The organism is Paenarthrobacter sp. PPS72 (assembly GCF_048537125.1).
In the GTDB taxonomy this organism is placed as follows: domain Bacteria; phylum Actinomycetota; class Actinomycetes; order Actinomycetales; family Micrococcaceae; genus Arthrobacter; species Arthrobacter nitroguajacolicus_E.
Map to the genome: position 1 here is coordinate 1 of NZ_JBLYIE010000002.1, position 13,791 is coordinate 13,791.

Consider the following 13,791-nt stretch of genomic DNA (forward strand, 5'->3'; position numbering starts at 1 on the left):
GGCACAACTGGCGCATCAACGCGCCCCGCAAGCGCTCCCTCATCGCCTACGACCACTAAATCCAATAGGACTTAATCATCTAGCCCGCGTGCTGGTCGCAGCGGCCGGCTGAATCGGCTGGTTACGCGGCTAGCCGCGCCGTAGAGCCCCTGCGCCCGGCCAGAGGCAGGCGTCCATATCGAACGGCAAAGGTTGGTCCGTGCCCGCCATCAGGTTGGCGCCATGAGCGGTCACGCGCCTCATGTAGTGCCGGCGGCACAAGGTCTCATAGCCCACCGCGTCGGCGGGCCCTGCCTCAGCGAACACAGTCCCGGTAGACCCGGACCCGGTAGGCATAGGCTCGTCACTGCTGTTTTGCGGTGCGACGTCGCCCACCAGCACCTGATCACCTTCCACCACCATGATGCCGTTCACGGTGCGGGCGTTCTGCGTTGCCCGGCGTCCACACCAGCACAACGCTTCGACCTGGAGTACCTGCACTTTGTCGGCGAGTTCAATGAGCCGCTGCGAACCAGGGAATAACCTGGTGCGGAAGTCCGAGGTGATGCCGAATGCGAAGACGTCCACATCCATCTCATCCACCACCCGCGCCAATTGCTCCACCTGGGTGGGCGAATAGAACTGGGCCTCATCACAGATGAGGTAGTCCACTCGGAGTCCGTTGGTACGCCGGGCCACCACTTCATCCCAGAAATCGGTCTCGCCCACAATCTCCACCGCGTCGGTTTGAAGGCCCAGCCTGCTGGAGATCATTGAATTTCCTGCGCGGTCGTTGCAGCTGAACCGAACACCTCCGCGACCGCGTGCACGGTGATTATGGTCCATCTGAAGGGCCAGTGTGGACTTGCCGCAGTCCATCGTGCCGGAGAAGAAGACCAGCTCAGCCACGTTTGCCCTTCTTGCCGGCAGCGGCGAAGCACACCAGGGGCACTTCGCGTTCAGCTTTGGTCAACGAGCCGTGCTGCCCCACCACTTCCAGTGATGCCGGGCGGGCCCTGCGCGTGTCATAGAGAGCCAAGGTGTCACGTGCAGCGATCATGACATCGCCAATGCGGGGGGCCACCTCTGTGCGCACGGCACCGAACAACCCTGCCCCCACGGCCTGCTCCCTGGTAAAAGCCCAGATCCTCTCCCCAAAACGCCGCCGCCATCCCTCAACCAGGGACTCCCGATGGGCAGGGGTGGCGTCCGGTTCCAGGTAGAGATGCACCATGCGTGGCTCCCCGGCCGTGTGTCGGACTCCAGCTACCAGCATTTCATCAGCGGAATAGTCGATCCTTTGGGATTCGGGAACGTCCAACATGCCGTGATCACCTGTCACCAAAATGGTGGTGCCGGGAGGCAGCGTGGCAGACAGTCTCTTCACCGTGGAATCGAGCTCCTCGAGTTGGTGCTCCCAGCGCTCCGACTGGCAGCCGTAGCGGTGGCCGGCTTTATCGAGCTCGTTGGCGTAGAAGTACATCAGGGAACGTCCGCCGCCGGACATGGCCTCAGCAGCCGCAGCGGTTCTGGCATGAAGGGTGGTACCACCAACAAAGCGACTTCCCCGGAGCGCAGCCTGCGTCATCGGGGAGTTCCCAAACTGCGGCAGGCTGACTGTCACGACGTCCAGCTCGCCCGCAAGCCGCTCAAAAACTGTCGCGTGAGGCTGCCACTGCGTGGGATCCACCTGCGAATCCCAATTTCCCAAGAGGTTCACTACCTTGTCCTGGTCGGGATCGAGGACGTCATAACCCACCATTCCGTGCTGGCCGGCAGGCAAACCTGTACCGAGGCTCGCGAGGGATGCCGCCGTGGTGCTGGGGAAGGCGGCGTCAATCCAGGTGGGGACATTGCGTTGCCCCTCAGCCATGACCGATCGGAGGAAGGGCGTGTGGGAGGCTTTTTGCTTCAGCAGGCTGCGGCCAAGGCCATCGGCGAGGACCACGCAGACGCGCTGCGCCGACGGCAACTGAAGGTGGTTGGTGAAGCCCGGCAGGCCAAGGGCTGCGGCGGAACTTGTCAGAACTTCCGCTATCGATTTGCTCCCGAAGAGCGGGGGCGATGGGAGGTCTGTGGCCGGAGTGGTACCAGAAGATGTGTTCACCGGGTTCTGTGCGGTTTCCCTCAACGCTGGTGTCCGCGGCTGAGGCGGTTGCTGAAGACACCCGAGCGCGGCCTCGGTGCAGGGATGCCGGCATGTTGGACCGGGGAAGGGTTCCCCGTGTTGACCGCCCGGAGTGCCCGCGCGAAAATCTTTGCGTCCTGGACCGCTTGGAGTCCGTCGGCCTCAGCACTGATTCGGAGGACTATGTCTTCCTGCGCGATGGTTCCGCTGTAGCCATGGTCGGCCTCGCACTGTGGATCTCCGCAGCTCGCCGGCCCCATGTCCAGGCGTTGCCCGCCGGACCAGGCGATGGACAGAGTCATCTCACGGACAGGATCGGAAGGCTTGTAGTCCTGGGGTTGCGAGTACATGTAGCTGAGGACTACCGAGCGGATCTGGGCCACGGGCACAGACTCAGTGGAGACTTGGGCAACGATCTGCTCTCCGGCCTCATCCAATTGCTGGTCATCAACATGGGTGATCACCAGCATGTCTTCCGTGAGCACCAGCACTGTGATGTGCCTCCGGACCTCTGCACGGTCGAAGTGGGTCTCCAAGTGGACCAGGTGGGAGAGGCACTCCCGGCCATCCAGTGCGTCATCGACGACGTCGGCCACCAACCGCGGGTAGAAGCCTGCCTGCTGCAGCGCCTCATCCAGGCTCTGTCCCTGCGAGCTGTGATGGTGGGCGGTGTGGTGCCCGGCATTGGACGGGCGGGATTGAGGCGTCGGAGACTGGGTGCTCATTCCCCCATTTTCACAGATCGCTTGGTGACTACCTAACCGTGCCGTCCCCGCTTGTGGCTAACCCCGCATCGCGCGTCGGGCACTGTCCGTTCGCTGCGCTGCGTTGCCGATCCACACGTCCGCTCCCAAAATGGTGGCCCCGGAAGGACCCGCCAGCACCGGGTTGAATTCCACCAACGCGATTCCGGGGTGATCATCTTTTAGCTTGGCGAGCCGGGCTGCAATGTCCTCCAGGGCTGCCACATCAACGGCGGGCAGGCCCTGGTAGCCGAACAGTTTCCGGGACGCCCGTGGCGAGCGGATGACATCGTGCAGGTCGGCAACGGATAACGGCGGTACCCGATGGGCCCAGTCATCCAGGAGATTTACGGCGTCCCCGGCCAGCCCGAAGGACAGGACGGGCCCCAGCAGGGGGTCCTCCATGGCACGGAAAGTACAGGCCTGCCCCACAGGGGCCATTGCCTGTACCTCGAGCGCCGGCGATCCGTACGGTTCCAAGGCACGGCGCATCTGGGCGACGTTTTGTCTGAGGGATTCGGCGTCCTGGATGTCCAGCCGGACCCCGCCGAGATCCAGCCGATGACGCAACGCGGGATCGGTCGTCTTGAGGACCACCGGCCAGCCCACAGTCTCCGCGGCCTGTACGGCCTCATCAGCGGTACCAAAGCCAAGAGTTGGCACCACCTCGATCCCGTAGCCTGACAGCAGGGCCGCGGCAGCACCGGCGTCGAGCTTCCTGATCTTCTCGCCGGTAACACCGGCCAGCATCGCGTTCAACGCTTCCCTGGTGCGGTCGACATCGCAGCCCTCGGGCTCCACAAAGAGCCCTTGGTCCCGGTCGCGCCACTGCGCGTATCGGACGATTGCCGCCAATGCGGCCACGGCGGCACCGGCATTGGAGTAGCACGGAAGCACAGGCTTGCCAGCCGCACCCACCATGCCTTCCACGTGCACGGAGGGGTCCAAAATCCCGGTGAACGCGGCCACAACAGGCTTTCCGGCCTCGGCAGCGCATTCGGCCAAGACACCGGCGAGCGCTTCAACGGTAAGCCCACGGGCCGGCAGAAGCGCGGCCACAACGGCGTGCACGGAGTCGTCGGCCAGGCTTTCCTGGAGACTGGCCCGAAGGGCAGGAAGCGCCAGTGACATCCCGGAGTCCAGGTCAATGTCCGTCACCAGGCGTCCCACATCCAGCCCAAGGGGAACTGCGGTGTCGGCGACCACTTTGGCCAGCGCGACGGAATTTGAGTACACGGCCACGCCGGGTCCCTTCGGCAGCGCCTGCGAGGACGCTATCTGGGCGATATCCATGAGTTGTTCAATGGTCTCAACACGGATCACGCCTGCTTGGCGCATCATCGCATCCACTGCCGCCGACGGCGCTTGGGTGGTGCGGACCTCGTGCCCGGGTGGCAGGCTGAGGCCGGTGACGTCCGACTTGGCAACGATGACGGGTTTGCTGCGGGACAGCCGGCGAGCGAGCCGGGAGAACTTGCGGGGATTGCCGATCGACTCAAGATAAAGCCCCACGGCGGAGGTATCGGCGTCGTCCTCCCAATACTGCATGACGTCGTTGCCCGAAACGTCGGCGCGGTTTCCTGCTGAGAGGAAGGATGACAACCCGAGCCGGCGGCGACTGGCGGCAGCGTAAACCGCCACACCCACGGCCGCCGATTGGCTGAACAAGCCCAGGCTGCCCCTCGGCGGCATCGCGGGGGCCATGGAAGCGTTCAACGACACTGCCGGGTGTGTATTCAGGATCCCGAGAGATTCCGGTCCAATGACGCGCATACCGTTCGCCCTGGCCCGGCGCACCAACTCGTGTTGGCGAACCAGTCCCCGCTCGCCGTCGTCGGCAAATCCGGCGGTGGCAACCACGATGCCCTTAACGCCTGCAGCGGCGCAGTCATCCACTACCTTGGGCACTTCCTCATAGGGAACAGCGATGATGGCCAGCTGTACCGGCCCCGGGATCTCGGACAACTTTGCGAAGGAGATCATGCCGGCCAGCTCGAATGCTTCCGGGTTGACGGCATAAACCGGCCCCTTGAAGCCACCTTCGATAATGTGCTCCAGAAGCTGGTAGCCCACACTCCCCCACTTGCGGCTGGCACCGATGACAGCCACCGACGACGGCGACAACAGGTCGCGCACGCTGCGCGCCTCCGCGCGGTGCTCGCGGGATTCCATGACGGCCCGCGATTTTTCCGTGGGATCGATGTTGAATTCCACGCTGACGACGCCGTCGTCGAATTGGCGCTTGAGGTCGTAGCCGGCGTCGGCAAAGACCATCAGCATTTTACGGTTGTCCGGCAGGACCTCGGCCGTGAAGCGGCGGATGCCGTTTTCCCGTGCGGCAACGGCCAGGTGCTCCAGGAGGATGGAACCGATCCCGCGCCCTTGGTGTGCATCGGAAATGTTGAAGGCAACCTCAGCCTCGTTGGGATCCTCCAGCCGGTCGTAGCGGCCGATCCCCATGATTTCGCCGCCGATGGTGATGACGAACGCCACCCGGTTGATGTGGTCCACTTCGGTGAAGCGCCGCACTTCCTTGCCGGAGAGCTTTGGCTTGAAGGAAAAGAACCTCATGTAGATGGAGGCCTGCGACTGCCCCGCATGGAACGCCTGCAAAGCGTCGGCATCTTCGGGTCGTATTGGACGAAGGTGGGCTGTCCCGCCGTCGCGCAGCACGACATCAGCCTCCCAATATTCCGGATAAATGCCGACGCCGGGCTGATCCACCATAGGCTTAGCCTAGCTAAAACATCCGCAGTACAACTTTCAAGGATCCACCGACCCATGGCCCGCAGCCAAAAATCCGCACGCACAGCCGAGCCCCTCGGCGATTTCACCGAGAACATCGTGGACATCGATGTCACGTCCGAGATGGAAGGCTCCTTCCTGGAGTACGCCTACTCGGTGATTTATTCGCGTGCCCTTCCGGATGCCCGCGACGGACTGAAGCCTGTTCAACGGCGCATCCTGTACATGATGTCCGACATGGGCCTCCGCCCCGATCGCGGTCATGTCAAGAGCGCCCGCGTGGTGGGCGAGGTGATGGGCAAGCTCCACCCGCACGGCGATACCGCGATTTATGACGCCATGGTGCGCATGGCGCAGGACTTTTCCCTCCGCCTGCCGCTCATCGACGGCCACGGCAACTTCGGATCCCTCGACGACGGCCCGGCAGCACCGCGTTACACGGAGGCACGTTTGGCGGCCGCCGCGCTGACCATGACGGACCATTTGGACGAAGACGTAGTGGACTTCGTCCCCAACTACGACAACCAGCTGACGCAGCCGGATGTCCTTCCCGCCGCTTTCCCGAACCTATTGGTGAACGGCACCACGGGCATTGCGGTGGGCATGGCAACAAATATGCCCCCGCACAACCTGGTGGAGGTCATCGCCGCTGCACGCCACCTGATCGCCAACCCCGGCGCCACCTTGGAAGAGATCATGAGGTTCATCCCGGGACCCGACCTTCCCACGGGTGGCCGCATCGTGGGACTGGAAGGAATCCGTGACGCTTACGCCACGGGGCGTGGATCCTTCAAGACCCGCGCGAAGGTTGAGGTGGAACAGTTGTCCGCCCGCCGTACCGGCCTGGTGGTCACTGAACTCCCCTACATGGTGGGTCCGGAAAAGGTCATCGAGAAAATCAAGGACGCCGTCAACGCCAAGAAGTTGACCGGCATCAGCGATGTGGTTGACCTCACGGACCGGAATCACGGCCTCCGCCTGGTCATCGAATTGAAGAACGGGTTCAACCCCAACGCTGTCCTCCAGCAGTTGTACCGCTACTCGCCGATGGAAGATTCCTTCGGCATCAACAATGTCACCTTGGTGGACGGCCAGCCTCAGACGCTGGGGCTCCTGCAGCTGCTGCAGGTATACGTGGAACACCGCCTGAACGTGGTGCGCCGGCGTACGTCCTTTCGCTTGGGAAAGAAGAAGGACCGCCTCCACTTGGTGGAGGGCTTGTTGATCGCGATCGTGGACATCGACGAAGTCATCCAGATCATCCGTTCCTCGGACGAGGCCTCGGCCGCTCGGGAACGCCTCATGTCCATCTATGACCTCACTGAAATCCAAGCCAACTACATCCTGGAACTGCGCCTGCGGCAGTTGACCAAGTACTCGCGTCTTGAACTGGAGAAGGAACAAGACGAACTCCGCCGCGAAATCGAGGCACTTGAGGCCATCCTCGCCTCGGATGAGCTGCTCCGCGATCTGGTTTCCGGCGAATTGGCCGTGATCGCCGAAAAGTATGGCACACCCCGCCGCACAGTCCTCTTGGAATCGGAAGCTGTCTCCCCCACGGTAGCTGCCGCCTTGGCAGCCTCAGCACCAGGCCCCAAGGGCAAAGCCGCAGCCCTGCCCCTGGAAATTCCGGACGACCCCTGCTGGGCCCTTCTCAGTGTGTCCGGGCAGATCGCCAGAACGTCCAACCAGGAGCCCCTGGCCGAGGCAGGCCCCCGCACCAAGCACGATGTCTTCCGCTCCGTGGTGAAGACCACCGCCAGGGGAGAAATCGGTGCTGTCACATCTCAGGGACGCATGTTGCGGCTCCAGGTCATGGACATGCCCGTTTTGCCTCCGGTCTCCGGACTCCCCAACTTGGCCGGTGGAGTCCCCGCCAAGGAGTTCATCACCTTGCTCAAGGGCGAAACGTTGGTGGCCTTCGTACCATTGGACGCCGTCCTTGCCATAGGCACGGTCCAAGGCGTGGTGAAGCGGGTGCAGCCGGATTACCCGCTGAACCGCGAGGACTGGGAGATCATCGCCCTCAAGGACAAGGACGCGATCCTCGCCGTAGAACCGGCGCAGGAAGAGAACGTCGACCTCGTCTTCGTGACACGGCAAGCCCAATTGCTCCGATTCAGTGCATCCAACGTCCGTCCGCAGGGACGAACAGCCGGTGGCATGGCTGGCATCAAGCTCGCGGCCGACGACGAAGTGATCCACTTCGGTACCGTCCGCGCGGACGATCCTGCCGCCGTCGTGGTGACCATTGCGGGAACCAACGGTGCCTTGCCGGGGACGGCACCGGGAACTGCGAAGGTGACTGCTTTCGAGGAGTATCCCGCGAAAGGCCGGGCCACCGGCGGCGTGCGTGTCCACCGTTTCCTCAAGGGCGAGGATACCCTGCTCCTGGCTTGGGCAGGTCATGGCCCGGCCAAGGCGTCCTCGTCGGCGGGCGTGGCACGGGCACTCCCCCACGAACATGGCCGCAGGGATGGATCCGGCGTACCGCTGTCCCAGCCGGTGGAAGCCATCGGCCCCAGCATGGCGTGGGCTGACGCCGCAGAGTAACTGCAGCTTGGCGGGACGGTCCAGCAAGATCGTTGAACGCGCACAAAGGCCGGAGGTCCAGACCTCCGGCCTTTGTGCTGCCGTGGCCGTGAAGCCACCGCGTGGGCTAGCCGGTTTGGTTGATGCTCAGTATGTTTCCCTCACTATCGAGGAACCATGCTGCGGCGCTTCCATCAGGCATCGTGGCGATGCCGTCTTCTGTCTTCAGGCCGGGGAAGTCGTAGTCTTCGAACTCGACTCCGTTGCCGCGCAATTCCTGCACCGTGGCCCTGACATCGCTGACGTTCCAGCCCATCTGGGTGTTCTTCGCAGTCCCTGCATTGGACGTTTGATAGACAAAGAATCCGGTTCCGTCGCCACACTTGTACTGAAGGTTGTCGTCGTCGTCCGGATTTTCGGGTTCCAGTCCGAGTTTTTCGCTGTAGTACGCGCGTGCCCGGGCTATGTCCTGTGCCGGTAGGACGGCACCAACCTGCTGATCCTTGAGCATTGTTTTCTCTTTTCCGGCTCTCCCCCCGGAACGAACTTTACTCTTGGGAGGGTCCGTAAGTAATTGGAAAACGACACCATATTTCATGGGCCGCGCAAGGGTATGGGCGGGTTGAGCTTAGACTGGCCGCATGCCGATCATTCCCGATGAGAAAGACTGGACCTGGGTGCTTTCGGAGCCTTGCCCAGAGTGCGGTTTCGACCCCGCGACAGTGACTCCTTCCACGGTGCCCGGCACCGTTCTGAACATGCTTCCCCGCTGGCGGGCGGTGCTGCGCCGGGAGGATGCGGCCACACGTCCGAACGGCCACACGTGGTCCAATCTGGAGTACGCCTGCCATGTCCGGGACGTCTTCAGCCTCTTCGACCAGCGCCTGAACCTGATGCTGGCAGAGGACGACGCCCGGTTCGAGAATTGGGACCAGGACCAGGCAGCGATCGACGGCGAGTACGGTTCCGCGGATCCGCGGATGGTGGCCGACGAACTTGAGGCGGAGGGCAAGGAGATTGCCGAGTCCTTCGCCCGGGTCACCGAGGATGACTGGCCATGCACCGGCAAACGGAGCAATGGCTCCACATTTACCGTGCTGACGTTCTCCCAGTACTTCCTCCACGACGTAATTCATCACCTTCATGACGTGGACGGCTAGAAACTAGAGCATCTTCTCCCACGTCATGCTGCGGTTCACTGGCGAGTACCCCATGCCCAGGTAGAGTTCCAGCGCCCCGGTGGGGTTCGCGGAGTCCACGTCCAGTGACGCCACGTCCATTCCCGCCGAGACGTAGCGCTGCATGGCATAGGCGAGAAGGGCTTGGGCTATGCCCCGGCCGCGATAGTCCCGCCGCACGCCAAGCAGTTCTGTGTAGCCTTCCTTGAACCCGCGGTCGGTGGCGGAATCGGGATCAAAGCTGGTCAGCTGGTATCCGGCCACCTCCCCCGTGGTGGAATCGATAACCACCGCACTGAGATCGTGCCGGGCCGTAGGTTCCTCGATGGTGAAGCGCCACGATTCCTCGTCCCTTGGTTCACTCCCCCAATGGTCCCTGAACGCATCGTTATGGGCTTGACGCACAGGTTCAAAGAGCGAAGGATCCAAGCTCCTGAGCTCAAGTCCTGCACTGAGGGCCGCCTCCGGCAGCTGCCCGGCCAGGGGTCGGTGCATTTCGTTGAACCAGCGCACGGCACTGTAGCCATGCCCCATGAGGAGTGTTGCCTGGTGCTCGTGCTGCTCCTCCGTCTGGATCCGGAGACGCGGCGGCGCAGTTGTGTGGCCTGCGGCCTGATCGGACTGGAACCGGCTGCGTACTTGTCCTTCCTGCCACAGCAGGACGGCAGAGCCGATCCCCCGCTGTTGCCACTCCGGATCAACACACGCCATTCCGGTGGCCTTATCACCCCCGGGATTCTTGGCGATCCGCCCGTAGGCACGCGGCACACCGTCGGAGTCCAGGCCCAGCAGCGTGCTCGTTTCCGCCGGGTTCTTAGTGGACTCCAGAATGTGGACCAGGTCGCCGCGCTTCTCGTACCAGACGGGATGTTCGACGGCGGCCGTCCGGGCGATCAGGCCTGCCCAGTTGTCGAGGTCTTCCAGGGTGGCTGGTCGCCAGTTGAGGCCCGTTGCAACGGCGTCGGGCATGACCTGGCGTGTGGTTTCGAAAGGCATGCCAACAGGCTACTGAGGAGTAGGCCTTCCCACCAGTTCCGCCGCGCCTGGCATTCTCTTCCCGGCTGCCTGGCGCGCAGGCAGCTCCAGCCGCACATCTGCCGGATCGATGTCGTCCGGGTTGTGGGTGACAAGGACAACCGTGACGTCCTTGAGGCCCTTGCGCAGGATGGCCATCATTTCCCGCGCCGCGCCCGCATCCAAGTGGGCAGTTGGTTCATCAAGCAACAACACGGAGGCTCCGGTCAGGAGCGTCCGGGCCATGGCCAGGCGCTGACGTTCGCCGCCACTCAAGAAAGAACCTCCAGGGCCGATCCGGGCGTCCAGGCCACCCGGCAGCGATTCCACCACTGAATCAAGTCCGACGTCGGCCAGGGCCTTGTGCATCTCGGCCTCGCCGGGCTTCGCGGCAGCCGGGCGGCTCAGCAGGAGGTTACCGCGGATAGTGGAGTCGAACAGGTGCGCCTCCTGGGGGCACCACGCCGCGGTACCGGAGAGCTTCACAGTTCCTTCCGTCAGCGGCAGGAATCCGAGCAGCACTGAGAGGAGCGTGGACTTCCCTGCGCCGGAGGGGCCTGTCACAGCGAGCCAACGGCCGGGCTCGGCAACAGCATTTACATCGGAAAAGACCATCGGACCACCAGGCCAGGCCGCTGACGCACCCCGCAACTCCAGTCCCGCCCGGCCGGGGCGATCAGGCAGGCGCCGCGTGCCGGCGTCGTGCTCTTCCGCCTGCTTCATCGGGCCGGAAGTGTCCAAGGCGCCTGAGGCTGCCACCCGGCCCAGGACGGCTGCGAGCGCCGGTGCCTGGCGCACGGCGGACACGATGCCACCGAAGGCTTCAACCAGGGCGAGTTGCATGAGGACAATGACGGCTACCAGTTCCGGGGCTACGGTGCCGTTCAATACGGCGGGTGCGCTCAGGGCGCCCGCCCACAACGCAGCCATGGAGCAGGCCAGGACAATCACGGCCTGGCCGAGCCCTTCAGCCCATGCCGAGCGCTGTGCAGCGAGGGTGGCGGTGCGGTCTTTGTCGCGCAGTGCACCGAGGACTGGTTCCGCCACTCCGTTGGCACTTAATTCGGAACGGGCGTCAAGGGCTGCGGCCACCCCCCGAAGCACCACCGAACGCATCTGCTGTTCAGCCTTGGCGGCATTTCTGTCAGCCAGGATGGCAAGTGTTGGAGCGAGGATCAGTCCGGCGACGGCGGATGTGACCACCGCCGGCAGTGCCTCCGGCAGGACAATGGCCGTGGCGAGGATCGCCGCACCCCCGACTCCCACGGCGGTCACGGGCGGGAGGACCACCCTCGGCAGAAGATCGCGAAGGGTGTCAACGTCATCCACAATTGAGCCCAACACGTTGCCGCCTTGGAGGAGGCGCCTGAGTGACAGGGCCCTGCGGCTCAGCGATGCCCACAGCGCGCCGCGAAGGCGGGTCATTGCAGCGAAGACGGCATCGTGGCTCAGGAGCCGCTCACAGTAGCGCAGCACAGCCCGTCCTATTCCGAAGAACCTGACCCCCACGATCGCGCCCAGCAGGTAGAGGATGGGTGGCTGTTCGCTGGCCCGGATGATCAACCACCCCGACAAACCGGACAATGCCACTGCGAAGAGGGCGGCCAGGACGGCCACGACCCCGGCAGCGGCGAACTTCCAGCGGACGGGTTTCAGAGCGCGCAGGAGGCGTTGCAGGTTGCCGGTTTTGGGGGTGTCAGGGAAATCGCCTTGAGCGGTAGCTTCCTTCGCGGTGTGGGCACCAGCCCTGAGGTCCGCACCAGTCCCGGCCTGCGTGGCGTCCCGGCGCGGAATGCCCGCCCCGGCCACCAGAGGCGCTGAGTAGTGGTGCTTGCGTCCCACAGGTACTATGTGGTCGGCGAGCGCCCGGGTGGCGGCGTCGTGGGCCACCAGGATCACGGTCACGTTGCCGCGAAGTGACTCGATGGCGCGGCGGACTACGCTGGCAGAGTACTGGTCCAGGTGGGCGGTGGGCTCGTCTAGCAGCAGGACTGTAGCGCCGGCTTCCACGCGGGCCAGTCCGCGGGCAAGTGCTATTCGCCGTAACTCTCCGGGGCTCAGTTCCGCTGGATTCCCGGCCGCCAGGTGCTCTGCGGAGGCCTTCCGAAGGACGCGGTCGGCAGCTTCTGAGGTGTCACCTTCGTATCCCTCGAGATAAAGCTCAATCTCTTGTTGCACAGTCTCGGTGGCCAAGACCGGGTGTTGCGGAACCCATGCCGCCGCCCCCGGAGCCGCGCCGGTAATGGCCCCTGTGACTGAAGCGCCCGGTCCGTGCCCGATAAGCCCTGCGAGGACACCCAGAACCGTGCTCTTCCCGGCGCCGCTGTCGCCGTCGAGGGCTGTAACGAGCCCGGCCGGGGCGATAAAGCTGAGGGGCCCGACGGCGGCCGCGGACCTTCCGGGGTAAGTCACCGACAACCCGCTCACCACTACTGCGTCCTGCCCTGTGTTGGCTTGCCCTGTGTTGTCCTGCCCCGTGCTGTCCTGCCCGGTGCTGGGCGCCACATCATCATGCAGGCGGCGGTGCGAGGGGGCATCCAGCACTGCGTTGGTGGTTTCGAGCGCCTCCCGGCCGTCCTCGCTTGCGTGGTGGGCCGTGCCGAGCTCCCGGAGGGGAAGGTAGCAATCAGGGGCCAGGATCAGTGCCAGGAGGCCTGCTTCAAGGGCCATGTCGCCATGAACCAGGCGTACGCCGATGAACACGGCCACCACGGCAACAGAGATGGTTGCAATGAGTTCAAGGGCCAGCGCAGAAAGGAACGCCGTGCGGAGGGTGCCCATGGTCCGGGTGCGGTATTGCTCAGAGATGTCTTCCAGGGCTGCGCGCTGTTCGGTGGCACGGCCAAGTCCCACCAGGACGGGAAGTCCTTTGGCGAGCTCAAGGATGTGGCCGGACAGCTTCCGGAGCGTGCTTTGCGCCTCCCTGACAGTGTCTTCGGTGTGCCTGCCGATGAGGACCATGAACAGCGGCACCAACGGAACGGTAAGGACGATCACCACAGCACTTACCCAGTCGGCAAAGAGGATCCGGGCCCCGATCAGCAGCGGGACCGTGGCGCAGTTCACGATTGCCGGCAGATATTGGGTGTAGTAGTCGTCCAGGGCATCCAGTCCCCGAGTGGCCAGGATCGCCAGGCCGCCGTCGTTCATTCCCGCCACCGGTGCGGAGCCGCCGTCGGACAGCGAACGCCTCAACAACCGCGCCCGCAACTCCTCCTTGACGCCCAGGGCAGCCCGCCTGGAGGCGATGCCTTGGCCCCACACGGTCAGCGATCTGAGGACCGCTCCTGCAGCACCCCAGATCAGTCCGTTGTCCCACTCCCCTGAGCCGGAAGCGAGTCCGGCCAGCATCCCCGCCACGGCTTGGGCCATAAGTACCAGGGACAGGGCCTTTAGGGCCGACATCAGGCCAATGGCGTAGAGCGCCCATCGCGTGGCCGGGCCGGAAGGGAAAACGGGTTTCATGGGGCGA

At 64.0% G+C, this 13,791-nt stretch carries 9 protein-coding genes; 2 read left to right on the forward strand and 7 right to left on the reverse strand.

Features of this window, described 5'->3' with window-relative positions:
- Positions 1-129: 129 nt before the first annotated feature.
- Genes ACLRGI_RS00145 through ACLRGI_RS00160 form a run of 4 tightly spaced genes read right to left on the reverse strand, consistent with a single transcriptional unit; the run spans position 130 to position 5,577 of the window.
- Positions 130-888, reverse strand: a complete 759-nt coding sequence (locus ACLRGI_RS00145) for a thymidine kinase (RefSeq protein WP_419199720.1) — start codon at positions 886-888, stop codon at positions 130-132.
- Positions 881-2,110 (reverse strand): alkaline phosphatase family protein, encoded by a 1,230-nt coding sequence (locus ACLRGI_RS00150; protein ID WP_419199721.1) that lies wholly within the window; start codon positions 2,108-2,110, stop codon positions 881-883. The genes ACLRGI_RS00145 and ACLRGI_RS00150 overlap by 8 nt, the downstream gene beginning before the upstream one ends.
- Positions 2,107-2,832: a DUF5998 family protein gene (locus tag ACLRGI_RS00155; protein WP_419199722.1), complete on the reverse strand. Its 726-nt coding sequence runs from the start codon at positions 2,830-2,832 to the stop codon at positions 2,107-2,109. Before ACLRGI_RS00155 ends, ACLRGI_RS00150 begins: the two co-directional genes overlap by 4 nt.
- Positions 2,833-2,889: 57 nt before the next feature.
- On the reverse strand, positions 2,890-5,577 hold the full coding sequence (locus ACLRGI_RS00160; protein WP_419199723.1) for a bifunctional acetate--CoA ligase family protein/GNAT family N-acetyltransferase: 2,688 nt from the start codon (positions 5,575-5,577) through the stop codon (positions 2,890-2,892).
- 54 nt (positions 5,578-5,631) lie between these two features.
- On the opposite strand from ACLRGI_RS00160, the gene ACLRGI_RS00165 reads away from it, so the two are divergent.
- Positions 5,632-8,148 carry a DNA gyrase/topoisomerase IV subunit A gene (locus ACLRGI_RS00165; RefSeq protein WP_419199724.1) on the forward strand — a complete coding sequence of 839 codons (2,517 nt, stop codon included), beginning with the start codon at positions 5,632-5,634 and terminating at the stop codon, positions 8,146-8,148.
- 106 nt (positions 8,149-8,254) lie between these two features.
- Here ACLRGI_RS00165 and ACLRGI_RS00170 read toward each other — a convergent pair whose 3' ends face one another.
- Positions 8,255-8,638 carry a VOC family protein gene (locus tag ACLRGI_RS00170; protein WP_419199725.1) on the reverse strand — a complete coding sequence of 128 codons (384 nt, stop codon included), beginning with the start codon at positions 8,636-8,638 and terminating at the stop codon, positions 8,255-8,257.
- Between the two features lie 130 nt (positions 8,639-8,768).
- On the opposite strand from ACLRGI_RS00170, the gene ACLRGI_RS00175 reads away from it, so the two are divergent.
- On the forward strand, positions 8,769-9,287 hold the full coding sequence (locus tag ACLRGI_RS00175; RefSeq protein WP_419199726.1) for a DinB family protein: 519 nt from the start codon (positions 8,769-8,771) through the stop codon (positions 9,285-9,287).
- 3 nt (positions 9,288-9,290) lie between these two features.
- Here the strand turns inward: ACLRGI_RS00175 and ACLRGI_RS00180 are convergent, their stop codons facing one another.
- Together ACLRGI_RS00180 and cydD are read right to left on the reverse strand one after the other, a co-directional pair.
- A complete protein-coding gene (locus tag ACLRGI_RS00180; protein ID WP_419199727.1) occupies positions 9,291-10,301 on the reverse strand; it encodes a GNAT family N-acetyltransferase in 1,011 nt (336 codons plus the stop codon).
- Positions 10,302-10,310: 9 nt separating this feature from the next.
- Positions 10,311-13,784 carry a thiol reductant ABC exporter subunit CydD gene (cydD, locus tag ACLRGI_RS00185; RefSeq protein WP_419199728.1) on the reverse strand — a complete coding sequence of 1,158 codons (3,474 nt, stop codon included), beginning with the start codon at positions 13,782-13,784 and terminating at the stop codon, positions 10,311-10,313.
- Between the last annotated feature and the right edge of the window lie 7 nt (positions 13,785-13,791).